General features: G+C 74.8%; 17 protein-coding genes. 9 read left to right on the forward strand and 8 right to left on the reverse strand.

Annotated features, from left to right (window positions below; translation table 11 throughout):
* Window positions 1-143 precede the first annotated feature (143 nt).
* Window positions 144-1,301 (forward strand): ROK family transcriptional regulator, encoded by a 1,158-nt coding sequence (locus ACQPW6_RS01970; RefSeq protein WP_433887749.1) that lies wholly within the window; start codon window positions 144-146, stop codon window positions 1,299-1,301.
* Window positions 1,302-1,397: 96 nt separating this feature from the next.
* On the opposite strand, the gene ACQPW6_RS01975 is transcribed toward ACQPW6_RS01970, so the two are convergent.
* Complete coding sequence (locus ACQPW6_RS01975) at window positions 1,398-2,159, reverse strand: GntR family transcriptional regulator (RefSeq protein WP_433887750.1); 762 nt, start codon at window positions 2,157-2,159, stop codon at window positions 1,398-1,400.
* Window positions 2,160-2,362: 203 nt separating this feature from the next.
* Between ACQPW6_RS01975 and ACQPW6_RS01980 the strand changes: the two genes are divergently transcribed.
* Window positions 2,363-3,133: an SDR family oxidoreductase gene (locus ACQPW6_RS01980; RefSeq protein ID WP_433887751.1), complete on the forward strand. Its 771-nt coding sequence runs from the start codon at window positions 2,363-2,365 to the stop codon at window positions 3,131-3,133.
* A 164-nt stretch (window positions 3,134-3,297) separates the two neighbouring features.
* A complete protein-coding gene (locus ACQPW6_RS01985; RefSeq protein ID WP_433887752.1) occupies window positions 3,298-4,761 on the forward strand; it encodes an NCS2 family permease in 1,464 nt (487 codons plus the stop codon).
* A gap of 281 nt (window positions 4,762-5,042) precedes the next feature.
* On the opposite strand, the gene ACQPW6_RS01990 is transcribed toward ACQPW6_RS01985, so the two are convergent.
* Window positions 5,043-6,026, reverse strand: a complete 984-nt coding sequence (locus ACQPW6_RS01990) for a DMT family transporter (protein WP_433887753.1) — start codon at window positions 6,024-6,026, stop codon at window positions 5,043-5,045.
* 46 nt (window positions 6,027-6,072) lie between these two features.
* Between ACQPW6_RS01990 and ACQPW6_RS01995 the strand changes: the two genes are divergently transcribed.
* On the forward strand, window positions 6,073-7,602 hold the full coding sequence (locus tag ACQPW6_RS01995) for a PLP-dependent aminotransferase family protein (RefSeq protein ID WP_433887754.1): 1,530 nt from the start codon (window positions 6,073-6,075) through the stop codon (window positions 7,600-7,602).
* A 224-nt stretch (window positions 7,603-7,826) separates the two neighbouring features.
* Here ACQPW6_RS01995 and ACQPW6_RS02000 read toward each other — a convergent pair whose 3' ends face one another.
* Together ACQPW6_RS02000 and ACQPW6_RS02005 are read right to left on the reverse strand one after the other, a co-directional pair.
* Window positions 7,827-10,754 carry a tetratricopeptide repeat protein gene (locus tag ACQPW6_RS02000; protein ID WP_433887755.1) on the reverse strand — a complete coding sequence of 976 codons (2,928 nt, stop codon included), beginning with the start codon at window positions 10,752-10,754 and terminating at the stop codon, window positions 7,827-7,829.
* Window positions 10,751-12,562, reverse strand: coding sequence for an HSP90 family protein (locus ACQPW6_RS02005; RefSeq protein WP_433887756.1), 1,812 nt, complete (start codon window positions 12,560-12,562; stop codon window positions 10,751-10,753). Before ACQPW6_RS02005 ends, ACQPW6_RS02000 begins: the two co-directional genes overlap by 4 nt.
* A 274-nt stretch (window positions 12,563-12,836) precedes the next feature.
* Here ACQPW6_RS02005 and ACQPW6_RS02010 point away from each other — a divergent pair, with 274 nt between their 5' ends.
* Entirely contained in the window at window positions 12,837-14,156 is a 1,320-nt protein-coding gene (locus ACQPW6_RS02010) for an N-acetyltransferase family protein (RefSeq protein ID WP_433887757.1), read from the forward strand.
* A gap of 178 nt (window positions 14,157-14,334) precedes the next feature.
* Here the strand turns inward: ACQPW6_RS02010 and ACQPW6_RS02015 are convergent, their stop codons facing one another.
* On the reverse strand, window positions 14,335-15,528 hold the full coding sequence (locus ACQPW6_RS02015) for a trans-sulfuration enzyme family protein (protein ID WP_433887758.1): 1,194 nt from the start codon (window positions 15,526-15,528) through the stop codon (window positions 14,335-14,337).
* A 60-nt stretch (window positions 15,529-15,588) separates the two neighbouring features.
* Between ACQPW6_RS02015 and ACQPW6_RS02020 the strand changes: the two genes are divergently transcribed.
* The 3 genes from ACQPW6_RS02020 (at window position 15,589) to ACQPW6_RS02030 (ending at window position 18,675) form a co-directional block, all read left to right on the forward strand.
* Window positions 15,589-16,104 (forward strand): Lrp/AsnC family transcriptional regulator, encoded by a 516-nt coding sequence (locus ACQPW6_RS02020; RefSeq protein WP_433887759.1) that lies wholly within the window; start codon window positions 15,589-15,591, stop codon window positions 16,102-16,104.
* 51 nt (window positions 16,105-16,155) lie between these two features.
* Window positions 16,156-17,844, forward strand: a complete 1,689-nt coding sequence (locus ACQPW6_RS02025) for a DUF885 domain-containing protein (protein WP_433887760.1) — start codon at window positions 16,156-16,158, stop codon at window positions 17,842-17,844.
* A 306-nt stretch (window positions 17,845-18,150) separates the two neighbouring features.
* A complete protein-coding gene (locus ACQPW6_RS02030) occupies window positions 18,151-18,675 on the forward strand; it encodes a GNAT family N-acetyltransferase (RefSeq protein ID WP_433887761.1) in 525 nt (174 codons plus the stop codon).
* A 46-nt stretch (window positions 18,676-18,721) separates the two neighbouring features.
* On the opposite strand, the gene ACQPW6_RS02035 is transcribed toward ACQPW6_RS02030, so the two are convergent.
* On the reverse strand, window positions 18,722-19,198 hold the full coding sequence (locus tag ACQPW6_RS02035) for a rhodanese-like domain-containing protein (RefSeq protein ID WP_433887762.1): 477 nt from the start codon (window positions 19,196-19,198) through the stop codon (window positions 18,722-18,724).
* A 94-nt stretch (window positions 19,199-19,292) separates the two neighbouring features.
* On the opposite strand from ACQPW6_RS02035, the gene ACQPW6_RS02040 reads away from it, so the two are divergent.
* Window positions 19,293-19,739 (forward strand): Lrp/AsnC family transcriptional regulator, encoded by a 447-nt coding sequence (locus ACQPW6_RS02040; protein WP_433887763.1) that lies wholly within the window; start codon window positions 19,293-19,295, stop codon window positions 19,737-19,739.
* 32 nt (window positions 19,740-19,771) lie between these two features.
* Here ACQPW6_RS02040 and ACQPW6_RS02045 read toward each other — a convergent pair whose 3' ends face one another.
* Together ACQPW6_RS02045 and ACQPW6_RS02050 are read right to left on the reverse strand one after the other, a co-directional pair.
* Entirely contained in the window at window positions 19,772-23,233 is a 3,462-nt protein-coding gene (locus ACQPW6_RS02045; RefSeq protein WP_433887764.1) for an AAA family ATPase, read from the reverse strand.
* Complete coding sequence (locus tag ACQPW6_RS02050; protein ID WP_433887765.1) at window positions 23,233-24,429, reverse strand: exonuclease SbcCD subunit D; 1,197 nt, start codon at window positions 24,427-24,429, stop codon at window positions 23,233-23,235. The genes ACQPW6_RS02045 and ACQPW6_RS02050 overlap by 1 nt, the downstream gene beginning before the upstream one ends.
* Window positions 24,430-24,651 lie beyond the last annotated feature (222 nt).

Below are 24,651 nucleotides of genomic sequence, written 5' to 3' on the forward strand. Positions count from 1 at the left end.
TAAAGCGCCGCCCCATGACAATTGGCGACCCGTCAGGAAGCACCGGCCGGACGTCGGCGCACCGGGTGCGGAACGGCACTCGCCGCGCGGCCGTCGGCCGGGTACGATCCGCCACACACAGGTACAGGTTGGAAGGACATACGTTGGGGCGACTCACCGGCGGGGACCCGTCCCTGCTCCGTCGGATCAATTCCGCGGTCGTCCTGCACGCTCTGCGCGGGGCGCAGACCCCCACCATGACCGACCTGGTGCACAGCACGGGTCTGTCCCGGCCCACCGTCGAGGGCGTCATCGAGGGCCTGACCGAATCCGACCTGGTGGTGGAGGTCGGCCCGGACCCCGGCGACGCCCGCAGGCAGGGCCGGCCGGCCCGCAGGTTCCGCTTCCACGCCGAGGCCGGCCACCTGCTGGGCGTCGAGATCGGCGCGCACCAGGTGCGGGTGGTGCTCTCCGACCTCAGCGGGCAGGTGCTCGGCTCGCACGGCCGTGACGTGGCGGAGTCCGCGCCGGCCGACGACCGCCTCGAACGGGTCCGCGGCACCGTCGCCGAGCTGCTGCGCAAGGCCGGGGTGGCGCGCAGCACGCTGTGGGCGGTCGGGGTGGGCAGCCCCGGCATCGTGGAGGCCAACGGCGAGGTGCGGCTGAGCACGGCGCTGCCCGGCTGGACCGGGCTGCCGCTGGGCGAGCGGTTGCGGCGCTCGTTCCGCTGCCCGGTGCTGGTGGAGAACGACGCGAACGTGGCCGCGGTCGCCGAGCACTGGAAGGGCGTGGCGGTCGGCACCGACGACGTGGTGTTCGTCCTGGCCGGGCTCAGCCCGGGCGCGGGCTCGCTGATCGGCGGCCGGCTGCACCGCGGCTTCGGCGGCGCGGCCGGCGAGATCGGCGCGCTGCACCTGCTGGGCCGCGAGGTCACCCCCGAGTACCTGCTCTCGACCACCGGCACCCCGCTGCATCCGCTGGACGAGCCCGCCGTGGCGCGGGTGTTCGCGCTGGCCAGGAAGGGCGATGTGCAGGCCAAGGACGCGGTGGAGCGCTTCCTGCGCCGGCTGGTGCACGACGTGGCCGCGCTGGTGCTGGCGATCGACCCGGAGCTGGTGGTGGTCGGCGGCTGGGCGGCCGGCCTCGACGGGGTGCTGGAGCCGCTGCGGTCGGAGCTGGAGCGCTACTGCCTGCGCCCGCCGAAGGTGGTGCTGTCGGCGCTCGGCCAGGAGGCCATCGCGACCGGCGCGCTGCGGCTGGCGCTCGACCATGTCGAGGAGCAGTTGTTCGCGGTGGAGCAGACCTCGCTGGCCCGCCGCTGAGCGGTGCCGCCCGCAGCAGGGCCCGGACGTCACCCGGCCCGCCGCGTGCAGCTCTGCGGCGGGCCGGGATCGTACGACGGAACCTGATCCGGTGGCTCAGGAAGCCTGGCGGGCCTCCGGCTGGTGGTGGGTGACCTCCAGCGCGCCGGAGTCGCCGAAGGTCAGCCGGCAGGTGTCGGCGCGGTAGGTGGCGACCGAGGCGGCGGCGACCGCGCCGGCCACGAAGTACCGGGTGGTGACCACCAGCACCGGCGCGCCCGGCAGCCGGTCGAGCTGCTTGGCGTCCGCGGCGCCCGCCGAGCCCAGCTCGACCGCGCGGTCCTCGCCCTCCAGGTGCAGGTGGTGCAGTTCGCGCAGCACGGCGGCGGCGTGGCTCGCCGGGGTGAGCAGCTCCGACAGGCCGGGCACCGAGGCCGGCGGCACGTAGAGCAGTTCGGTGGCGACCGGCTGGCCGCGCATCACGCGCTCGCGGCGGATGGTGTGCACGGCCTCCTCGGCGGCGGTGCCGAGCAGCGCCCCGATCGCGGCCGGCGCGACCGCCTCGGCGCAGCCGACGGTGCTCCAGGCGTCCCGCCCGGCGCCGGGCCAGGTGCCGGTGGTCGGACCGACCGCCACACCCATCCGCGGCGGGGCCACCGTGGTGCCGACCCCGCGCCGCCGCTGCAGGCGTCCTTCCAGCTCCAGCTGCTCCAGTGCCTGCCGCAGGGTGGCCCGGGCCACGCCGAAGCGGGCCGCCAGGTCACGCTCGTTGGGCAGGATCTCGCCGACCTCGAACTCGGAGTCGAGCGCGTCGTTCAGCACGGTCTTCAGGTGCCAGTACTTCGGCTCCTGTACGGATTCGAGCTGCGTGGTCCCCACCCTGTCCTCACAATCAGCTCAAGGCTTGTTCAGCCTTGTTTCCGAACCACTGTTTATTAAAGGTTCTTGCACTACTCCCGACGATAGGGCCGCCGCCGGAGCTTGGTCAAGACCAATCGTCGAACGTGCGGCGGCCTGCGATAGCGTTCCGTGATCACCGCGGGAGCGCCTCTCCCCGCGGGAGCGTGCGAGGGAGTGGGCTCATGAGTTCTGCCACCGGTCCGGCCGGCGGTCCTGTCACGGTCGTGACGGGCGGCAGCCGCGGCATCGGCGCGGCGGTGGTGCTGCGGCTCGCCGCGGCGGGCCACCGGCTCGGCATCGGCTACGAGCGGTCCAAGGACGCCGCCGAGGACGTGGCCAGGCAGGTCCGCGAGGCGGGCGGCGCTTGCGTGGCGGTGCAGGTCGACACCAGTGACGCGGCCCAGGTGGACGCGCTGTTCGACACCGTCAGGGAGCGGCTCGGGCCGGTCACCGGGCTGGTGAACAACGCGGGCATCACCGGGCCGCTCGGCCGGTTCACCGAGACCCCGGTGGAGGTGATGCGCCGGGTGATCGAGGTGAACGTGATGGGCGCGCTGATCTGCGCCCGCCGCGCCACGCTGGAGATGTCCACCCGGCACGGCGGCGCGGGCGGCGCGATCGTGAACATCTCGTCGGGCGGGGCGTCGCTCGGCAGCCCGGGCGAGTACGTGCACTACGCGGCGAGCAAGTCCGCGGTGGACACCCTGACGGTGGGGCTGTCCAAGGAGCTCGCGGTCGAGGGGGTGCGGGTCAACTCGGTGCAGCCGGGCATGATCGTGACCGACATCCACGCGGCGATGGGCGACCCGGAGCGGCCGTGGCGCAATCCGGACCGGATCCCGATGCGCCGCCCGGGCCGGCCGGAGGAGGTCGCCGGCGCGGTGGCCTGGCTGCTGTCGGCGGAAGCCTCGTACACCACGGGCGCGGTGCTGCGGGTCACCGGGGGCCTGTAGCAGCCCGGGACCGTATCGGAATCGACACGGGTGTTGACCTGAACATGGCCGAAACCCGACGGTGATACCGGGTAACGCCACGGAAACCCGCGCGCGCTCGCGTACGGGCACAATCCGTGTGCCCTACCCGCGTTCCACCGGTTGTTGAATCCCTGAGGAGCCCCATGTCCGGACCCGTCGTGGACGACGTCAAGCCGACGTCCGCACCGCCGCCCGCCCCCCGCAACCCGCTGGACCGCTACTTCCGGATATCGGAGCGCGGCTCCACCCCCGGCCGGGAGATACGCGGCGGCCTGGCCACCTTCTTCACGATGGCGTACATCCTGGTGCTCAACCCGATCATCCTGGGCAGCGCGACGGACAAGTTCGGCCACCACCTCTCCACCACCCAACTGCTCACCGCCACCGCCCTGGTGGCCGCGGTGATGAGCGCGATCATGGGGGTCGGCGGCAACCTGCCGCTGGCCATCGCCACCGGCCTCGGCCTGAACGCGGTGGTCGCCTTCCAGCTCGCGCCCAAGATGAGCTGGCCGGACGCGATGGGCCTGGTGGTCCTCGAGGGCCTGCTGATCTGCGTGCTGGTCGCCACCGGGCTGCGCGAGGCGATCATGAACGCGATCCCGCTGCCGATCAAGCAGGCGATCAGCGTCGGCATCGGCATGTTCATCGCCTTCATCGGCCTGGTGGACGCCGGATTCGCCAGCCGGATCCCGGACGCGGCCAAGACCACCACGCCGGTGCAGCTCGGTGCCACCGGCACGCTCACCGGCTGGCCGGTGCTGGTGTTCTGCCTCGGGGTGCTGCTGACCGTGGCGCTGGTGGCCCGGAAGGTCAAGGGCGCGATCCTGATCAGCATCGTGGCGATGACGGTGGTGGCGATCATCGTCAACTCGATCGCCGACATCCCGGACGCCGCCTGGGGCCTGACGGTGCCGAAGATGCCCGACGACGTGGTGGCCAGCCCCGACTTCGGCCTGATCGGGCACTTCAGCCTGTTCGGCGGCTTCCGCGAGGCCGGTGTGGTCACCGCCGTGCTGTTCGTCTTCACGCTGGTGCTCTCGGACTTCTTCGACGCGATGGGCACGATCGTCGGCATCTCCAACGAGGCCGGGCTGCTCGACGAGCGCGGCCGGGTGCCGAACATCGGCCGGGTGCTGTTCATCGACGGCGCGGCGGCGGTGGCCGGCGGGATCGCCTCCAGCTCCTCCAACACCGCCTACGTCGAGTCGGCGGCGGGCGTCGGCGAGGGTGCCCGCACCGGACTGGCGAGCGTGGTGACCGGGGCGCTGTTCGCCGTCGCGCTCTTCCTGTCGCCGCTGGCCGGGGTGGTGCCCTCGCAGGCGGCGGCGCCCGCCCTGATCGCGGTCGGCTTCCTGCTGATGGCCCAGGTCCGCAACATCGACTGGACCCAGTACGACATCGCGATCCCGGCCTTCCTGACCATCGCGGTGATGCCTTTCACCTACAGCATCACCAACGGGATCGGGGCGGGATTCCTGTCCTACGTGGTGATCAAGGTGGCTCTCGGCAAGGTTCGCGACATCCACCCCCTGGTGTGGGGGGTCTCGGTCTGCTTCGCTGCTTACTTCGCCATCGATCCGTTGCAGCAGGCGCTCGGGGCCAAGTGACGGTCGCCGAGTGACGACGGCCGGGTGACGGCCGGGTGACGGTCGGGGCCGAGTGACGACTCGTCCGCCGGTGGAGGGGACCGGCGGACGCGGGGGCGGCGCCCCGACCGGGACGGGGGCGCCCGGCCGGGGCAGTTGGCCGGACCGGCGGGTTTCGCGCCGGCCCGTACTGAGACAACTCACCCCATCCTGGCGGAGTTCCCGCCTTCCGGAAAATCACCCTCGATCCATAGGAAGCGCCCGGGATCGCCGATTTCCCGCCGGCGCCGCCGGCGGCCCGATCACCCGCCGAAGCGGTCGGCGAGGACCGGCACCCGCCCTGCCTCCGGGACGGTGGCCACGGGCGCCTTCCCGGCCCGCTCCGAACTCACCGGCCGGCGGCGCGGCCCCTGCGCCCCCGCGCCGACCGCCACCCCGGCCGCGACCAGTACGCCGCCGGCCAGCTGCGCCGCGCCGAAGGTGCCGAGCGAGACCAGCGGCGCGGTCACGGCGGCCGACACCGGGATCAGCCCGGAGAAGAGCGTGGCGCGCTCGGCGCCGAGCCGCTGCATTCCCGCGTACCAGCAGACGAAGCCGATAACCGTGGCCACCACCGCCTGCCAGCCGAGCGCCATCGCCTCGTCGCCGGTCGGCATCCGCAGCGCGGCCCGGCCGTCGGCGGCCAGCCCCAGCACCATCGCCTCGGCGGCGGCCAGGCCGCACACGCAGGTCGACAGCAGCAGCGGGCCGAGCGGGGCGACCAGCGGGGCGGCGAGCAGCGCGAAGCCGACCTCGCCGACCAGGGCCATCACCGACCAGAACAGGCCGGGCCCGTCGCTGCCGCCCCAGCCCTGTACGACGAAGGCGCCGGCCGCCACCAGCAGGGCCGCGGTGGTCCCGGTCACCGCCGGCCGCCGGCCCCTCGCGAGCGGTACCAGGACGGCGACCACCACGGGCGCGCAGCCGACCATCACGCCGGGCACCGCCGGCTGAGCGGACCTTTCCGCCGCGAGCACCGACATGTTGAAGCCGACCATGCCGACGCCGGCGACGGCCGCGGCCAGCGCCCACTGTCGCCAGCCCAGGGCCCGCAGCCGGGCGGCGGCGTGGCGCCGGGCGGGCACGAGCAGCAGCAGGCAGGCGGCGCCGTACCGGAGCGCCTGGCCGCCGGCGTGCGGGTAGTCCACCAGGGCGCCGCCCGCGGTGAAGGACGCGCCGACCAGGACGCAGGCGGTGGCGGCGAGCAGCATGCCGGCCCGGGAGGAGGTGCGGGGTACGGAGTTCATGATCCGAGGCTAGGAACTGAGGCGGTCTGGTTTAAGGTCCAATCTCATGGATGTTACGAGGACCACTTCGGGGCCGGGGCCGGGGCCGGGACCGGGACCGGGGCCGGGGCCGGCGGCGGAGCCGGGAGCGGGCGGCGAGGGCGGTGACGGGGCCGGCCTGCCGGCCGCTCCTGCCGGGTGGACAGCGGCCTGGGAGCTGCTGCTGCCGTCCGCCGCGCTGCCCGCGCGCGGGCGGGGGCGGGCGCTCCAGACGGCGCTGCGGGAGGCGGTGCGCGACGGCCGGCTCGCGGCCGGAACGCAGCTGCCGTCGAGCCGGGAGCTCGCCGCCGACCTCGGCGTGTCGCGCGGGCTGGTCACCGACGCCTACGCGCAGTTGACCGCGGAGGGCTATCTGAGCGGGCGGCAGGGCTCAGGCACCTGGGTGACCGGGGCCGGCGGCGCGGCCCAGCAGCCGGCGGTGGCCGGGTTCGGCACCGACGACCGGGGCGGTCCCAGCGATCTGCGTCCCGGGCTGCCCGACCTGTCGCTCTTCCCGCGGGCGGCGTGGTCGGCCGCGCACCGGCGGGCGATGAGCGCGCTGCCGCACCGCGCCTTCGGCTATCCCGATCCGCGCGGCCTGCCCGAACTGCGGGCGGCGCTGGCCGACATGCTGGCGCGGCGGCGCGGGGTGGCCGCGGATCCCGAGCAGGTGGTGGTGACCTCGGGCGTGGCCCAGGCGCACACACTGCTCGGCCTGGTGCTGCACGCCGGCGGTCAGCGCGCGATGGCCGTGGAGGACCCGGGCAGCCCGGAGCACGCGGTGCTGCTCGGCGCGACGGGGCTGGCCGCCGTGCCGGTGCCGGTGGACGAGGACGGGCTGTCGGTGCCGGCGCTGGCGGCGACGGGGCTGCGGTCGGTGGTGGTGACCCCGTGCCACCAGTTCCCCTCCGGGGTGGCGTACTCGGCGGGCCGCCGGGCGGCGCTGGCCGAGTGGGCCCGGTCGGTGGACGGGCTGGTCGTCGAGGACGACTACGACGGCGACTTCCGGTACGACCGGGCGCCGGTGGGCGCGCTCCAGGGGCTGGCGCCCGGGCATGTCGCGTACACCGGATCGGTCAGCAAGACCCTGGCGCCGGGCCTGCGGCTGGGCTGGCTGGTGGCGCCGCCCGACCTGGTCGCCGAGATCGGCCTGCGCAAACGGACGATGGACCTCGGCCACCCGGTCACCGAACAGGCGGTGCTGGCCGACTTCCTGACCTCCGGCCAGTACGACCGGCACCTGCGCCGCTGTCAGCGGCTGTACCGCGGGCGCCGGGACGCACTGGTCGCGGCGCTGGCCGAGCACTTCCCGGGCGCGGCGGTCAGCGGCATCGCGGCGGGCCTGCACGCGATCGTCACGCTGCCCGCCGAGTACGGCCCGCAGGCCCGCTTCCTGTCCGCCGCGGCAGCCGCCGGAGTCCGCCTCCGCCCGCTGTCCGACTACCGGTCCACCGCGCCGGAACCGCCCGGGGCCGACGTATCGCTGGTGATCGGATACGCCCACCTCCCGGCCGAGTCCGTCACCCGCACGATCCGGCTACTGGCCGCGTCCCTCTGACCGCGACCGCGTGGGCGGGCCCCGCGGACCGCTACGCCTAAGCCTCCTTGGACGTGAAGTCCAGGATCGAGGCCGCCTCGGCCCGGCGGGCCGGTACGCCTAAACCTCCTTGCGGGTGATCGGCTACGCCCACCTCCCGGCCGAGTCCGTCACCCGCACGATCCGCCTGCTGGCCACGTCCCTCTGACCGCGACCGCGTGGGCGAGCCCTGCTGGCCGCTACGCCTACGCTCCCTTGGACGTGAAGTCCAGGATCGAGGCCGCCTCGGCCCGGCGGGCGTCCGGGAGCGAACCCGTGGCTTCCGCGTAGGCCGCGGTGACCTCGCGGGCGCGGGCTGCCGCCGTCGACGGGCGGCCCAGGTCGGCGTCGAGCCAGCCGGCCATCAGCAGGGCCGCGGTGCGGTCGTCGCGGGCCTGCGGGCCCAGCGGGGCGAGGGTCTGCGCGGCGAGGTCGGCCAGGGCCATGGCCTCCTCGTACGGGGGGACGGCGGCGGGGTCCTCCGCGGGGGACGTGGTGCAGCCACGGATGACGATCTCGGCCGTCTGCCGGTAGGTGTCGGCGAGGTCGGAGCGCAGGTGGGCCGCGCTCTCCTCGTCGGCGGCGACGTCGAGCGCCCGGGCGGCGGCCCGCGCCGCGGCGGCCATCAGCGGCCGGGCGGCGGCCAGGCCGGCGCGACCGTCGCGCTGCTCGATCCAGGCGCGGGCCCGCAGCGTGCGGACGACGGCGTGCGGGTCGCCGATCGCCCGCCACAGCTGCTCGGCGCGCTCATAGGCGAGGACGGCCTCGTCGTGCAGCCCGGCCCGGTTGAGCGCGTCCGCGGCGAGGTTGGCGAGCATCGCGTGGTCGTGCGGCTCGTCCCAGCCCTCGGCGATCCGCGCCGCCCGCAGCAGCTGCTCGGCCGCCTCCCGGGCCTCGCCCAGTTCGAGCTGGCAGTCGGCCAGCCACCAGCGGGCCTGTACGACCTCGCCCTCGTCGTGGCAGCGCTCCAGCTGCGGCAGCACCGACTCCAGGACGGACGCGCTCTCCTCGGTCCGGCCGAGCCGGAGCAGCGCGCCGCCGAACATCAGCCGCGCGGTGGCCCCGACGCCCTCGTCCTCGCCCGCCTCCTCGGCCCACTGCGCGGCGTCCAGGGCGTGCGCGGCGGTCTGTTCGTCGTCGCCGAGCGCGGTGTGCGCGCGGGCGAGCAGCAGGTGCAGGTGGACGCGGTGCGGCGGCTCCAGGATCTCGCCGCCGTGGTCGAGCGCGGCGAGCGCGGACCGGACCGCCCCCGCCGGGTCGCCGCCGTCGAGCAGCAGTCCGGCGAGCGCGTTCTCCGGTTCGGCCGCGAACCAGGGCTGCACCTCCCGGTGGCACAACTCGGCGGCACGGGTGAGCAGTTCGACGGCCCGGTCGGTGTCGCCGCGCTCCATGGCCAGCCGGCCGAGCAGCACCTCGGCGTCGGCGAGCCGTCCCGGCAGTCCGGGCTCGTCCTGGTGCCGGCGGGCGAACTCCGCCGCCTCCAAAGCCTGTCGCCCGGCCGCGGCCTGCTCGCCGGTCTGCAGCAGGATCCGGCAGCGCAGCAGTTGCGCCCCGGTCAACTGGCGTGCCGTGGCCCGCCCTTGGCCGTGCAGAGTGTGCAGCAGGGCGCACTGCTCCTCGACCGCGGCCAGTCCGTCCCCCGCGCCGGTGAGCGTCAGCGCGTACCCCGCGCGGGCCCGGCAGGCGGCGGCCTCGCCGGGCTCCCCCGCCGCCTCGAACTGCCGGGCCGCGTCCCGGAAGAGGGCCGCGGAGCGCTCCGGTTCGTCGATCGCGGTCATCGCCGCGTGGTCGGCGATCTCGGCGCGGGCCCTGGCGTCGAGCACCAAGCCGTCGCGCTCCACGGCCAGTTCGACCGCCGCCCATGCCTCGTGCGCCCGCGGGTGGCCGACCTCGCGCAGCCGGCGGGCCTCGGCCAGCAGCCCGGGCAGATCGGCCGGTGCGGGCGGGTCGGCGGCCACCGGCTCCGGCTGCGTCTGTGGCGGCGCCGGAGCGGTGGCCGGCGGCAGGCTGAGCCGCGCGGCCCGCAGACCGAGTGGCAGCCGCTGGGTGAACGGCTGCCTGGACAGCCGCTCGCGCAGTGCCGCCGACACCGCGCTGGTGCCGTTGCGCGCGTCGAACTGCCGCGCCAGCGCGGTGGCTTGGGCCCTGGCGTGGCTGTGGAGGGCTTCGGCGGTCCACTGCCGTCCCTCGGGCCCGGGCACCGGCTCCTCGCCGTGCCCGAGTCCGGTGAGCCGGCGGGTGAGGATCGCGGTGGCGGCCAGGTGGTCGAGCAGGCTGTCGGGGTCGCCGGTGGCGGTGAAGTACGACGGGTGCTGGGCCAGGATCTCCAGGCCGCGTGCCTCGTTGCCGGTGAGCGCGCAGAACTCGACGTGCTGGGCGACCGAGGCGCGCATGCTCTCCATGGCGCGGACCAGCCGGTAGCCGCGTAGGTGGTTGCCCCGGGCCTCGTCGAACCGGCCGAGCCGCAGCAGCGGCAGCAGTGAGGACGCCAGCACGCCGTGCGGCTCGTGCGCGCAGCTCTGCTCGCCGGCCAGCACCGGCTGCCAGCCGGCCAGCGCCTCCTTGTCATCGCCGAGTTGGGCCAGCCAGGCGCCCTGGAGGTGCAGCTCGCAGGCGTGGCAGTCGCTCATCCGGTCGCGGTCGGCCGACTGCCAGCGGGCGTAGGCCCGTCGGGCCCCGTCCAGGTCGCCGATGTGCCGGGCGATCCTGAACTCGCCCTGCCGCACCGCCCGTTCGGAGTGGCCGGCCAGCCGGTACCGGTGCTCCATCTCGCGCTGCCACTTCTCGATGGAGGCCAGCGGGATGTGCGGCTGGTCGAGCATGCCGCTGGAGACCCACTTGAAGTACCAGTGCAGGCTGTGGCCGGTGAACTCGTCGAAATCCGCCGGGTTCTCGTCCCACATCCGCAGCGCCTTGGCGAACGGCACGAACTTCTTGTCCGACTCGGAGCTGTAGTTGTACGCCGTCAGCAGGTTGAACAGCGCCTCGATCAGCAGCGGCCGGTCGCCGGTGCGTTCGGCCTCCTCCGCGAGGCGTTCGGCGCGGGCGTTGCGGGCCGTGCCCTCCGGTTCCGCGCGGTTGTCCTCCATGGCCTGGCGGATCGCGTCCACCGTCCGCGGCACCTGGGTGGTCATCGGCCCTCCTTGCGCTCTGCGGGGGTGTCCGTCGCCCACTGCAGCAGGTCGAGGAACGCGCGGTTGAGCAGCGCGGAGTCGGCCGGCCGCAGCGGGCGCTGGGCCATTAACAGTGCCTGTCCGTAGAGCGCTTCGACGGCGGTGCCGGCCAGCTCCATGCTGCCGAGGGCGCCGATGGTGCGGACCAGCGGGTTGAGCTGGTTGAGCACCAGCCGGGCCCGCGGCGCGCTGCCGCGCAGCGAGCCGAGGATGCCGGCCCACAGGTCGTCGGCCTGCTCCTGCTCCTCCTCGCGGGCCCGCTCGTGCCGCGCCGTGCGGTCGTCCAGGTGCAGGGCCGGCACGGTCAGCGGGTGGAAGGTGCGCAGCACGACGTCGCAGCCCAGCGGGTCGAGGGTGGCCCGGGCGGCGGCCAGGAAGCCGGACAGCGCCAGCTCCTGCTCGGGTTCGACGGTGTCCAGGTGGGCGGTGACGGTGTCGGCGTCGAGCTCGGCCACCACGCTGCCGGGCCGGACCCGGGGCAGCATCGCGATCAGCTCGGCGTCGTAGGTGTAGCCGCCGTTGACCACGCCGATGCCCTGCGCGGCCGCGATCGCCGCGACCTGGCGGTACTCCTCCACGGTGCGGGTGAAATGCACGGTGGGGTGCCGGCGGGCGAACTCGTCCAGCGACAGCCGACCGTCGGTGGTCTCGAACGGCAGCCACGGCAGCATCACCCGCAGCAGGTCGTGGTCGTGCCGGGCGAGCGTCTTCACGCCGAGGTGGTGCACCGACAGGAAGTGGGTGAGGCGCTCGGGTTCACCCGCTGCCATCGTGGTCATCCACTCCCTGATCCGGTCGCCGAGGGCGTCGCGGACGGCGGCGAGCGTGTCGTCGGCGTACAGGTGCTCGCGGGAGGCGGTGGGCCGCAGCGTGTCGGTGTCGATCACGCAGCGGACGAAGAACGCCCAGTCGGGCAGGAGTTCGTCGGCGCGATCGGTCAGCAGCATGCCCTTGAGGTGCACCCGGTGGCCGCCCCGCTGGGCCGGGCTGACCGCCGACGGCAGCACGTAGGCGACCCCGCGCACCCCGGCCAGCGGCACGTCCAGGTCGATGGCGTCGAGCGGCAGGAAGCCGAACTGGTCCCGGCAGTACCTGGCGAGTTCGGCCCTGCGGGCCGCGGCGCTCGCGAACGGCCGGTCCCACACCGGGGGCCGCTCGGTCACGGCCGTGCCGTCCACCGTCACGTCGTAGGGCAGCAGCGAGCCGAAGTCCTTCGCCAGCGCGGTGACCCGGGCGGGTTCGAACCACTCGGCCGCGCCGGGTCTCATCGTGAGGTGGACGGTGGTGCCCGGCTCGGTCCTGGCGCCGTCCGGCAGGGTCCTGACGGTGTACGAGCCGTCGTCGCGCGCGACCCACTCGACCGGCGGCGCGCCCGGCACCCGGGCGGACCTGCTGACCACCCTGATGGTGTCGGCGACCACGAAACAGGCGAGCAGGCCGATGCCGAACTGCCCGAGGAATTCGGTACGGGCGGTTTCCAGGCCGTCCCTTTTGGAACTGCGGCCGATGGTGGCGAGCAGGCTGTGCACGTCGGACTCGGTCAGGCCGATCCCGGTGTCCTCGACCCGCAGCCCGCCGGGCTGCGTCCGCAGCAGGACACGGGTGGGCGCCCCGGGGTCCACGGCGGTGCGCGCGGTGATCGCGTCCACGCCGTTCTGCAGCAGTTCGCGCAGGTAGACCCGGGGGCTGGAGTAGAGGTGATGGGACAGCAAGTCGACCAGGCCGCGAAGATCGACCTGGAACGTGTGCGGTGTCTCTTCTGCAGTCATCGTCGCAGCGCCGGTGGGGGGCGAGATTCGGCGCGGGTCGGGCGGCGCGGGGTCCGCGGCGGGCGAGGTCGGGCCATCGTAGGCGTGCGGGGACCTCGTTGACCATGGCTACCCGATGCAAAGAGGCACAACCTGCCCCGGAATTGCAGGGTTGTCTGGCGGCCAACCAACGGCAAAAACGTTGAAAAGGTAAGTTAACCCAGAAGATCCGTCCTTTACCGTCTGGCCATGGAACGTTCGTGGCGACGCAACACGGGTTGTGCAGGGTGGTTTCATGCCTGATTCGACTTCTGTCCATGCTCGCCCGCGGCGCCGCCGGCGGTCCCGCGATCTGGTCGAAGCGGCAGCCCTCCGCGCTGCGGGGGCCGCCGCCGACTTGGTCGCCTGGGCCAGACGGCAGGGCGGCCGGGCGGTCACGACCACCGCCGCGGACCTGGCGGGGGCCTGGCGGTGCCGGCTGACGGAGGGTCAACAGGCGGCGGGCGAAGGCGCGCAGGGCGCGGAGCCGTCGCTGTGGCGGATGCGCACCACCGTGCGGGACGCGCCCGGCAGCCTCGGCGCGGTGTGCACGGCGCTGGCCGGCCGCGGTGCGGACATCATCACGCTCCAGACCCACCCGCTGGCCGACAGCACGGTGGACGAGTTCCTGCTGCGGGCGCCCGCGGCGGTGTCGGCCGCGGCCCTGGCGCGTACGGCGGCCGAGGCCGGCGGCAGGAACACCTGGCTGGAGCGGGCCGACGCCCACGACCTGGTGGACGCACCGACCCGGATGCTCACGCTGGCCACCCGCACCGCGCTGGACACCGCGGAACTGCCGCTGGCGCTCCGGCAGTTGTTCGGCCGATGCACGATCAGCTCCACGCCCGCGGTGCTCGAGCCGGCCGAACCGGAGCCCGGCGAGGACGCGTTGCAGCCGACCGTGATGCGGCTGCGCGACCCGTCGGGCGGCACGATCACCGTGACGCGGGACCATCTGCCGTTCACGCCCACGGAGTTCGCCCGGGCCCGCGCCCTGGTCGAGCTCGACGCGCGGCTCGGCGTGCGGGTGCCCGGCAGCCGGCAGGTGCTCACGCTGCCGGAGGGCAACGCCATCAGCGTCCGCCGGGCGGGCCCGGAGGATCTGGCCGCGGCGCTCGCGATGCACGAGCGCTGCTCGGCCGCCACGCTCTCGCTGCGCTACCACGGCCCGGTCACCGAGGCCGACCGGTATCTGACGCACCTGCTGAGCCCGCGCTTCGGCCGGTCGCTGGCCGTAGAGACGGCATCAGGCCGGCTGGTCGCGCTCGGCCACCTGCTGTGGGACGGCGAGGAGAACGAGGTGGCGCTGCTGGTCGAGGACGACTGGCAGCGGCGCGGTATCGGGGCGGCGCTGCTGCGCCGGCTGGTGGAGATGGCGGCGGAGGCCGGCCGGGGCAGCGTCTACGCGGTCACCCAGGCGGGCAACACCGGCATGGTGGCCGGGATGCGCGAGCTCGGCCTGCCGCTGGACTACCAGGTGGAGGACGGCACGCTGGTGATCACCGCGACCCTGCCGACCGCGGCCGACCCGGCCACCCGGGCGCCGCTCCCCTGGACGGCCGGCCACCGCCCCTGACCGACGGCGCCGACCGCCGGGCGCGCCCTGTCGCGCAGCCCGGTCTCGCAGCCCGCTGATCCGATCACCAGCCTCGCCGGTGACCGCCGACGCTCAACTCCGTCACGCCACCGGCGTTCCCTGACCGGTGACCCCGCCGAGCCGACCGGCGGGGTCACCACCGGCCGGCCCGGAACCGTCAGCACTCCGCGACCGCCGCCGCATCGGCGGTCGCGGTCACCGACGCCGCAAGGGCGGTGTCCAGATCGCGCCACAGGTCCCCGGCGTCCTCCAGGCCGACCGACATCCGCAGCAGCCGGTCGCCGACCCCGGCGCCGTGCCGGTCCTCCTCGCCGACGATCCGGTGGCTGATCGAGGCCGGGTGCAGGATGAGGCTGTCCACGCTGCCGAGGCTCACCGCCGGGGTGATCAGCCGGACGGCGCCGATCACCGCGTGCGGGTCGCCGCGCACCTCGAAGGAGACCATCGCCCCGCCGATCCGCGGGTAGTGCACCGCGGCCACCCGGGGGTCGGCGGCCAGCCGCTCGGCGAGTTCGGCGGCGGTCGCGGACGCGGCCCGCATCCGTACCGGCAGCGTGGCGAGGCCGCGCAGCAGCAGGTAGCCGGCCAGCGGGTGCAGCACCCCGCCGGTGGCGAACCGCACGTGCCGCAGCCGGCGGGCGAAGTCCTCGTGGCAGGCGACCACGCCGCCGAGCACGTCGCCGTGCCCGCCCAGGTACTTGGTCGCGCTGTGCAGCACGATGCTCGCGCCGGACTCGGCGGGCCGCTGGAGCACCGGCGTGGCGAAGGTGTTGTCGACCAGCAGCGGCACCGCGCCGCAGGAGTACGCCACGGCCCGCAGGTCGACCTCTGCGAGCGTCGGGTTGGCCGGGGTCTCCACGATCACCAGGCCGGTGTCGGCGCGTATCGCGTCGGCGATCCCGGCCGGGTCGGTCCAGGTGACCTCGGTGCCGAGCAGGCCGGCGGTCAGCAGATGGTCGCTGCACCCGTACAGCGGCCGGACCGCGACCACATGGCGCAGTCCCTCGGCCACCCGGGCCAGCAGGCAGGCGCTGAGCGCGGCCATGCCGCTGGCGAAGGCGACCGCGGAGTCGGTGCCCTCCAGCCGGGCGAGCGCGGTCTCGAAGCGCGCGGTGGTCGGGTTGTCCAGGCGCGCGTAGACCGGCGGCCCCTGGATCTGCTCGCCGGTCGCGGCGAACGCGTCGATCCGGGCCGCCTCGCCCCGGCTGTCGTACGACGGATAGGTGGTGGACAGGTCGAGCGGTACGGCGTGCACGCCGAGCGCCGCGAGATCGTCGCGGCCCGCGTGCACCGCCTCGGTGGCCAGGGCCCGGTCGTGTTCGCGGGGCCCGGCGGAGGTGGTGGTCTGCATGCCGTCCACTCTGAACGCCTGCCGGGTGATGCGGGGGAACAGCCGTGCTACGTTCGCCCGATGGCCGATTCTGTCGCTCTCGACCCGGTGGATCTCACCATTCTCCGGCTGCTGCAGAACGATGCCCGGACGACGTACCGCGATCTGGCCGCGGCGGTCGGCGTGGCACCGTCCACCTGCCTGGACCGGGTGGCCAGACTGCGGCGCAGCGGGGTGATACTCGGCGACGAGCTGCGGCTGGACCCGGCCAAGCTCGGACGCGGGCTCCAGGCATTGCTGCTGGTGCAGGTCCGACCGCACCGCCGGGAGCTGGTCGGCCCGTTCGTGGACCGGATCCGCGGGCTGCCGGAGTCCCTGGCGCTGTTCCATCTGACCGGCCCCGACGACTACCTGGTGCATGTGGCGGTCGGCGACACGGCCGACCTGCAGCGGCTGGTGCTCGACGAGTTCACCTCGCGCCGGGAGGTGGCCCGGGTGGAGACCCGGCTGATCTTCCAGCAGTGGGACTGCGGTCCGCTGCTGCCGCTCGACCCGTCACCGGCGCCGCCGGTGCCGTCCGCACCCGGTAAGGCATGATCCTGCCGTTGGGTGATGACGTGGAGCCCGCTCTCATATCAGGATGTCCTTATGTCGCTAACCACCGGCAGTCCGCTGCCTCGCCAGATCGCCGACTCCTACCTCGACGATCTCCTCGAACTCGACCCGCTCCTCGGCACGTACCTCGGTGCGCCCGGAAGCGCGCGCCGGCTGCCGGACTTCTCGCCGGCCGGTGCGGAGGCGCTCGCCACGCTGGCGCGCGAGACCTTGGACCGGCTGACCGAGAGCGAGGGCCGGCCGGGCGCCGAGACCGGGGTGGAACGGCGCTGCGCGCGGCTGCTCCGGGAGCGGCTGACCGCCGAACTGGCCGTCCACGAGGCCGATGAGCACCTGCGGACGGTGAGCAACATCAGCTCGCCCGCGCACAGCACCCGCGAGGCGTTCACGCTGATGCCGCTGTCCTCCGCCGAGCACTTCGCGGACCTCGCCGCCCGGCTGCGCGCGGTGCCCGCCGCGATGGAGGGCTACCGCGCCTCGCTCGCCGAGGGCCTGTCCCGCGACCTGCCGGCCGGGCCGCGCCAGGTCGAGACGGTGATCGGGCAGTTCACCGAGTGGGTCGGCGACGGCGGCTCGGGCAGCTGGTTCGCCGAGCTGACCGCCGAAGGACCGCAGGAGCTGCGTACCGAGCTCGACGCGGCCGCCGCCGAGGCCACCGCCGCCTTCGTCAGCCTGCGCGACTGGCTGCGGGACGTCTACGCGCCGGCCGTCGCCGGCGCCCCCGACACCGTGGGACGCGAGCGGTACGCCCGCTGGGCCCGGCTGTGGAACGGCACGGACAGCGACCTGGAGGAGGCGTACGCCTACGGCTGGTCGGAATACCACCGGCTGTACGACGAGATGGTCGCCGAGGCCGGCAAGATCCTGCCCGACGCCACCCCGTGGGAGGTGCTGCGCCACCTCGACACGCACGGCGCGGCCGTCGAGGGCGTGGACGAGGTGCGGGACTGGCTCCAGGCCCTGATGGACGAGGCGATCACGGCGCTGGACGGCACGCACTTCGAGCTCGCCGACCGGATCAAGCACGTCGAGTCCAGGATCGCCCCGCCCGGCGGCGCCGCGGCGCCGTACTACACCGCGCCGTCCGAGGACTTCTCCCGGCCGGGCCGCACCTGGCTGCCGACCATGGGCAGGACCCGCTTCCCGGTCTTCGACCTGGTGTCCACCTGGTACCACGAAGGGGTGCCGGGGCATCACCTCCAGCTCGCCCAGTGGGTGCACGTCGCCGACGACCTGTCGCGCTACCAGGCGACCGCGGGCCTGGTGAGCGCCAACGTGGAGGGCTGGGCGCTCTACGCCGAGCGCCTGATGGACGAGCTCGGCTTCCTCACCGACCCCGAGCGGCGGCTCGGCCAGCTGGACGCGCAGATGATGCGCGCGGTCCGGGTGATCATCGACATCGGCATGCACCTGGAGCTGGAGATCCCCGCCGAGTCCCCGTTCCACCCCGGTGAGCGCTGGACTCCCGAGCTGGCCCGGGAGTTCTTCGGCGACCACAGCGGCCGGCCGGCCGAGTTCCTGGACAGCGAGCTGGTCCGCTACCTGGGCATGCCGGGGCAGGCCATCGGCTACAAGCTCGGCGAGCGGGCGTGGCGGACCGGCCGGGAGGCCGCCCGGGCCGCGCACGGCGACGCGTTCGACGCCAAGGCGTGGCACATGGCGGCGCTGTCGCTAGGCTCGCTCGGGCTGGACGACCTGGTGACGGAGATCTCCGCGCTGTGAGGCCGGCCGCCGGTCCCGGCGAGGTCGCGGTCGCGGTTGCGGTCGTGCGCCGGGAGCGGGACCGGCGGGCCGGGTGCCGGCGGCGAACGGGCCGCGGGTGACCGGTGGTTGCGGGCCACGGGTGCCCGGCGGGTGCGTGCCGGATGTGCCCGTCGGACGGGCGCCGGATGCCCCCCGCCGACGGGTGCCGGAGGTGCCGGCCGGGGCCATCTCGGACCCGAGCACACGAACCGGCCCGCCGGGCCGTTACGCTGCTTCTTCCCGGCGAGCGCCGGACCCCATCAGCGGACAAGGCGGTACGGCTCGATGACCCTGCACGCTTCCCATGACGGCGGACGGCTGGTCCTCACCCAGGGCCGCCTGACCCTGCGGGAGCAGCTGCCCGACGACGCCGCGCTGCTCGCCGACGGCAAGCCGGCGGGACTGTCGTGGATCGACGGTGTACCGGGTGAGGGCACGGTCGGCGCGGCCTCGATGACGGTGGCCGCCGCCGCGGCCGGCGTCTACACCTCCGGCTGGGGCGTCTTCGCCATCCAGCGCACCCAGGACCTGATGGCGCTGGGCGGCGCGGGCTTCCACGGCCCGCCGGACCGCGGCTCGGTGGAGATCGGCTACGACCTGTCGGAGTCGGCCCGCGGCATGGGCTGGGCGACGGACGCGGCGCGCACGCTGTGCCACTGGGCGCTGCTCCAGCCGGAGGTGGTGATCGTGCTGGCCACCACCGAGCCGGCCAACCGCGCGTCGCAGGCGGTGCTGGAGCGGGTCGGCTTCGTGCGGGTGCCGAACCGCGGCGAGTTGTGGGCGTACGAGCTGACGTCGCTGGTCACCTGACCGCCGGCCGGCCCGCCGGCTGCTCCGGGTGGGCCCGGCCGGCCGGTCAGCAGCCGCAGTCGTCGGCGCCGACGGGTGCGGCGAGCGGGTCGGCGTCGCGCCGGGCGGGGCCGTCCGCGGTCTCGTAGCCGAAGCCCTCCCTGATCCAGTACTCCATGCCGCCGAGCATCTCCTTGACCTGGTAGCCGAGCCGGGACAGGGCCAGCGCGGCGCGGGCGGCGCCGTTGCAGCCGGGTCCCCAGCAGTACACGACGACCGGCACGTCCCGGTCGAGGAACTCCGCGGCGAGCTGCGGGATCTGCCCGGTGGACAGGTGGACGGCGCCGGGGACGTGGCCCTGGTCCCAGGACTGCGTGCTGCGGGAGTCCACCACCACGAAGCCCGGGTCCGTGCCCGCCGCGAGTGCGGCGGCCACATCGGAGACGTCGGTGTGGAAGGCGAGTGCGGCAGCGAAGTGCCGGGCGGCCTCGGCCGGCGCGGCCGGCGGTACGGACAGGACGGGGCTCTCGTGTGTTGTCGTCATGACCGAGAATCTAGGCGGCCCGGGCCGCCGGTTGAACCGATGATCCACGGCATTCTGCTTGATTCGCGGGTGGATTCCCTGGTATTCATCGGCGATGACCGCTTATTCCCTTGACGCCACCGACTGGCGGCTGCTGGAAGCCCTGCAACGCGACGGGCGGGCCAGTTACGCGGAGCTGGCCCGTACCGTCTCGATGTCGCCGAGCGCCGTCACCGAGCGGGTGCGGCGGCTGGAGGAGGCGGGGGTGATCAGCGGGTACTCGGCGGTGATCGACCATGAGCGGGTGGGTCTTCCGCTGCTCGCGCTGGTCCGGCTGCGCTATCCGACCGGCAACTACAAGCCGTTCCACGACCTGCTCGCCGTCACGCCGGAGGTGCTTGAGGCGCACCATGTGACCGGTGATGACTGCTTCGTGATGAAGGTGGCCGCGCGTTCCATGCGGCACCTGGAGGAGGTCACCGGGCGGATCGCCGGCCTCGGGTCGGTGACCACCAGCGTGGTGTACTCCTCGCCGCTCGACCGCAGGCCGCTCAGCCTCTGACCGACCCCGGTCCCTGTCCGGCCCCTGACCGGTCAGTCCGCCCGGCGGCTTGCGGTACGCAGCCGTACGGTCGAGCCTTCCCGGCCCTTGACGACCCGCAGCTGGGCCGGGATGCGGTGCCGCAGGTCGGCGACGTGGCTGACGATGCCGACCGCCCGGTCCCGCTCGCGCAGGCCGTCCAGTACGTCGAGCACCTCGTCGAGGGTCTGGTCGTCCAGGCTGCCGAAGCCCTCGTCGATGAAGAGGGTGTCGAGCCGGACGCCGCCGGCCTCGTCGGTGACCACGTCGGCCAGGCCCAGCGCCAGGGCCAGTGAGGCGAAGAACGTCTCACCGCCGGACAGGGTGGCGGTGTCGCGCTCGGTGCCGGTCCAGGCGTCGACCACCATCAGGCCGAGGCCGGACTTGCCGCGGCCGCCGCTGCGGGCGTCGGTGTGCACGAGGGTGTAGCGGCCGGCCGACATCCGCTGGAGGCGTACGCCCGCGGCGGCGGCGACCTGTTCGAGCCGGGCCGCCAGGACGTACGTCTCCAGCTCCATCCGGTAGCGGTTCTCCGCGGTGGTCGCGGAGGCCAGGTCGGACAGCCGGGCGATGCGGGTGAACTCGGCGCGGGCCGGGGCCAGTTCGCGGACCGTGGCGGCGGCCTCGGCGCTCAGCCGGTCGAGTTCGGCGGTGCGCTGCTCGGCGGCGGACTCCGCGGCGGAGGCGGCGCGCAGCCGGTCGGTGGCCGCGGAGGCGGCGGCCTGCGCGGCGGCCGGGTCGGCGGGCGGGCGGAGCGCGGCGGCGGCGGGTTCGGGGGCGGCCAAGTCCGCCTCCACGGCGGCCTCTTCCCTGGCCCACTGCTCCACCTGCCGCTCCACGGACCACAGTTGCTCGGCAGGCAGCAGGGCCGCGGCGGCCTCCTCGGGCGTGGCGAATCCGGCGCGGGCCGCGGCGGCCACGAGGGCGGCTTCGGCCTCGGCGTGGCGGGCGGCGCTCTCGGCGCGGTAGCGGACGGCGTGCACGGCCCGGTCGAGCAGGGCGATCCGGGCGGAGAGCCGGCCGCGGCGGTCGGCGACGCTCGGGTGCCCGGCCCGCGCCCGGTCCAACTCGGCGCTCAACCGGGCGTGCTGCTCGTCCAGTTCCTCGCGCCGCGAGGTGCGGGCGGCGGCCCGGCTCAGCGCGTCGTGCCGCTGGGCGGTGCGGCGGTCGCGCTCCTGCCCGGCGCTCTCCAGCGCCCGGCGCGCCTCCGACAGGCCGGCCGCCTCCCGGGCGGCGTCGGCGTGCTCGGCCTCGAGTACGGCGCAGGCGGCGGTCAGTTCGGCCAGCGGTGCGTCGCCGGCGGTCGCGGTGGCGGCGTCCAGGGCGGCGGCGAGCCGGGTGGCGGCGGCGCGGGCCGCCTCGTGGTCGGCGGCGGCCCGCTCGTAGGCGGCGCCCGCGGCGTCCTCGTCGGCCCGGGTGACCTGCTGGGGCGCGGGCCGGGCGGGCGCCGGGTGCTCCGGTGAGCCGCACACACGGCAGGGCTCGCCGGAGGTCAACTGCGCGGCCAACTCGGCGGCGATCCCGTCGATCCGGGCCTGCCGCAGGTCCTGCCAGCTCTCCCGGGCCTGGGCGGCCAGGTCCCGCGCGTCCCGTACGTCGTCCTCGGCCCGCCGCAACTCCGCGCTGAGCCGGTCCCGTTGCCCGGCGGCGGCGCTGCGCCGCCGCGCCGCCTCCAGCTCGGCCCCCCGCTCACCGGCCCGCCCCACGGCCTCACCGGCAGCGTCCAGCCGCGCCTGAAGCCGATCCCGCACGGCCGGCCACTCCGCCAGCCACCCGTCCGCCTCCCGAACGGCCCCTTCGTCCACCCGCTCCTCGCGATCAAGCCCGATCCGCCGCGCGTGAATCTCCTCGACCCGCCCCTCGACCTCCCCGGCCTGAGCAAGCCCCCCCAACTCCTCCCGCAGTTCCCCCACCCGCCGAACAAGCGGCTCCACGAGCAGAACGGCCCCGCCGACGTCCCGACCGCCCTGGGCCACCACCCCGCCGCCCCCCTCGCGCCCGAAGGAGCTCGCAGCGATATCGCCCGCCCCGCCGGGAGCCCCCGTCTCGCCCTCGCCACCCGCACGCAGGCGTACGGCCTCCGGCTCCCGGACAACGGGGCCGGCCGCACCACCGTCGGCGGCCCCGTCCTGCCCAACGCCGTCACCCCGCCGGCCGGCCCCCGCCCGTTCCCCAGCAGTGGAGCCCGCAACCGGGTCCGCCGACCCTCCGGGGTCCGTCTCCGGCCGTGCCGCGCCCTCGCGTTCGAGCCCGGCCTGCTCCGGAACCGCGCCCAACGCGCCCTCTCGTTCGAGCCCGGCCTGCTCCGGGACCCCAGCCCCCGCCGGCGCGCCCTCCGCCGGGACCGTGGGTGCCCCGCCGCGTCCGCTCGCTCCCCGCGCTGCGGGCACCTGCGGCGCCGGGGCGCGGTCAACGGCGGGCAGCTCGCCCGCCGTTGCCAGGTCTGCCGTCACCGCGTGCTCCGCCGCGGCCGACTCCGCCGCTCGGGTCGCCGTCTTCTCGCGGGCCGCCAGGGCGTGTTCGACCGTTGCCGCGCGGTGGGCGCGGGTCAAGGTCGTGCGGGTGGATGTGCGGGTGGCCCGCGTTTCGGCGAGGGTGGTGGCGCGGCGCACGGCCTGGGCGTGGCGGGTCTGGAGGGCGTGCAGGTCGCGTTCTTCGGCGGCGGCCGCGGAGGCCGCGTCGTGCGCCGCCTCCGTGCCGCGCAGCGTCGCCGCGACGATCTCGTGCTGCTCGCGCGCGGTGCAGCGCAGGACCGCTGCCCACGGCAGCAGATCGGCCGCCGCGTCCGCCGGCAGCTCCGCCTCGGCGGCGGGGCCGGCGGCCTGCCGCAGGCGTTCGGCGAGGTGGCCGAGTTCCTGGTCGCCCTGCGCGAGCAGGTGCGCCGCCTCCTGCCTGCGGTCGCGCAGCCAGCTCTCCACCGCCTTGAAGCGCCGCGTGTCGAACAACCGGCCGAGCAGCGCGGCCCGTTCGATCGCGCTCGCCCGCAGGAACGTGGCGAACTCGCCCTGCGGCAGCAGCACCACCTGGCAGAACTGCTCGCAGCTCATCCCGACGAGCTGCCTGACCTCTTCGCCGATCTCCTGGTGCGACTTCGACAGCGCCCGCCACTCCCCGCCGGTCCACTCCCGCAGCAGCGTGACCGCCTTGTCCATCGTGGTGCCGCTGCCCCGCTTCTTGGCCCGCGGCTGCTCCGGGCGCCGGGTGATCTCCAACCGGCGCCCGCCGACGGTGAGTTCGAGCAGCACCTCGGTCGCGGTGCCGGCCGCCGCGTGGTCGCTGCGCAGCCGGGTGGCGGGCCGGGCGCCAGGAACCTGCCCGTAGAGCGCGAAGCAGACGCCGTCGAGCACGGAGGTCTTGCCCGCGCCGGTCGGGCCGTGCAGCAGGAAGAGTCCGGCGGCGGACAGCTCGTCGAAGTCCACGGTCTCGGTGCCCGCGAACGGCCCGAACGCGGTGAGCTGGAGGCGGTGCAGGCGCATCAGGCGCGTTCCGTCCGTACGGTGTCGGCACGTACGGCGTCGAACGCGTCGCCCAGCAGCAGCCGTTCGGCCGGGTCGGCCTCGGCGCCCCGCACGTGCGTGACGAAGTCCTCGGCGATCTGCCGGTCGCTGCGGCCGCGCAGCCGCCGCGCGTAGGAGAGCCGCTGGTCGTCGTTCCCGGCGTCGGGCTCGAACGCCAGGCTGAGGACGTGCGGGAAGCGTCCGGCCAGTGCCGCCATCGGCTCGTGCGGCCGGAACGGGTCGGTGAGGGTGGCCTCCACCCAGGCGTCCTCGTGCCGGTCGAGCGCCGGATCGGCCAGCAGGTCGTCGAGCCGGCCGCGGATCCTGGCCAGCCGGCGCGGTACCGGCGTGTCGATCCGCTCGGCGGCGGTCACGGCGCCGGGCCCGTCACCGACGCGGGAGGCGGGGTCGCCGCCGGGCCCGAGGGTGATCAGCCACATGCTCTTGCGGTGGTGCTCCTCGGAGAAGGAATAGGCGAGCGGCGAGCCGGAGTAGCGGATCCGCTCGGTGAGGGTCTGGCAGCCGTGCAGATGGCCGAGCGCCACGTAGTCGATGCCGTCGAAGACGGCGGCCGGCACCGCCTCCACGCCGCCCGCGGTGATGTCGCGCTCGCTGTCGCAGGGCGCGGCGCCGGTGACGAAGGCGTGCGCGAGGACGATGCTGCGGGTGCCGGCCGGGCGGGTCGCCAGGTCTGCTCTGATGCCGTCCATGGCGGCGGTCAGCACCGCCGTGTGGTCGGCCCGCTCGGCGTCGAACTCGGCCCGGGCCAGGGCGGGTTCGAGGTAGGGCAGGCCGTAGCAGGCGACCTCGCCGTCCGCGTCGGGCAGCATGACGGGCTGCCGGCTGCCGGCCGGTTCGGTGCGCAGGTGGACCCCGGCCCTGCCCATGATCCGGGCGCCGACGCCGAGCCGGCGGGCGGAGTCGTGGTTGCCGGAGATCATCACGGTGGGCACGCCGAGGTCGGCGAGCCGGTGCAGCACGTCGTCGAAGAGTTCGACGGCCGGCAGCGGCGGCACGGCCCGGTCGTAGACGTCACCAGCGACGAGCACGGCGTCCACCCGCTCCTCGCGCGCGGTGGCCACCAGGTGGTCGAGGAAGGCGCGCTGCGCGTCGAGCAGGCTCACCCGGTGGAACGAGCGCCCCAGGTGCCAGTCGGAGGTGTGCAGGAATCTCATGCCACCGCTCCGACCCGCACCTGTGCCCTCGCCGTTCCTGGAAGATCAGCCCCCATCGTGATCAAGATTGTAGAGGTCCCGGCCCCGCCCGGTGCTCCGACCGGCAGACAAGGCGCCCGCGACCGCGGGCCCGGTACCGGGCACGGGAATTCCCCCAGGGATCCGAACCTGCGGGTTCGTTGATCCGGACCCGGCCCTGTGCAAAGCTGATGAAGCTCGGAT

Origin of the sequence: Streptomyces sp. CA-111067 (assembly GCF_050956065.1) — a bacterium.
GTDB lineage: Bacteria > Actinomycetota > Actinomycetes > Streptomycetales > Streptomycetaceae > Actinacidiphila.

Bases quoted from the DNA above. Each gene is read 5' to 3' on its own strand.
- ACQPW6_RS01980 (WP_433887751.1), top strand. From the start codon at position 2,363: ATGAGTTCTGCCACCGGTCCGGCCGGCGGTCCTGTCACGGTCGTGACG.
- ACQPW6_RS01985 (WP_433887752.1), top strand. From the start codon at position 3,298: ATGTCCGGACCCGTCGTGGACGACGTCAAGCCGACGTCCGCACCGCCG.
- ACQPW6_RS01990 (WP_433887753.1), bottom strand. From the start codon at position 6,026: ATGAACTCCGTACCCCGCACCTCCTCCCGGGCCGGCATGCTGCTCGCC.
- ACQPW6_RS01995 (WP_433887754.1), top strand. From the start codon at position 6,073: ATGGATGTTACGAGGACCACTTCGGGGCCGGGGCCGGGGCCGGGACCG.
- ACQPW6_RS02000 (WP_433887755.1), bottom strand. From the start codon at position 10,754: ATGACCACCCAGGTGCCGCGGACGGTGGACGCGATCCGCCAGGCCATG.
- ACQPW6_RS02005 (WP_433887756.1), bottom strand. From the start codon at position 12,562: ATGACTGCAGAAGAGACACCGCACACGTTCCAGGTCGATCTTCGCGGC.
- ACQPW6_RS02010 (WP_433887757.1), top strand. From the start codon at position 12,837: ATGCCTGATTCGACTTCTGTCCATGCTCGCCCGCGGCGCCGCCGGCGG.
- ACQPW6_RS02015 (WP_433887758.1), bottom strand. From the start codon at position 15,528: ATGCAGACCACCACCTCCGCCGGGCCCCGCGAACACGACCGGGCCCTG.
- ACQPW6_RS02020 (WP_433887759.1), top strand. From the start codon at position 15,589: ATGGCCGATTCTGTCGCTCTCGACCCGGTGGATCTCACCATTCTCCGG.
- ACQPW6_RS02025 (WP_433887760.1), top strand. From the start codon at position 16,156: ATGTCGCTAACCACCGGCAGTCCGCTGCCTCGCCAGATCGCCGACTCC.
- ACQPW6_RS02030 (WP_433887761.1), top strand. From the start codon at position 18,151: ATGACCCTGCACGCTTCCCATGACGGCGGACGGCTGGTCCTCACCCAG.
- ACQPW6_RS02035 (WP_433887762.1), bottom strand. From the start codon at position 19,198: ATGACGACAACACACGAGAGCCCCGTCCTGTCCGTACCGCCGGCCGCG.
- ACQPW6_RS02040 (WP_433887763.1), top strand. From the start codon at position 19,293: ATGACCGCTTATTCCCTTGACGCCACCGACTGGCGGCTGCTGGAAGCC.
- ACQPW6_RS02045 (WP_433887764.1), bottom strand. From the start codon at position 23,233: ATGCGCCTGCACCGCCTCCAGCTCACCGCGTTCGGGCCGTTCGCGGGC.
- ACQPW6_RS02050 (WP_433887765.1), bottom strand. From the start codon at position 24,429: ATGAGATTCCTGCACACCTCCGACTGGCACCTGGGGCGCTCGTTCCAC.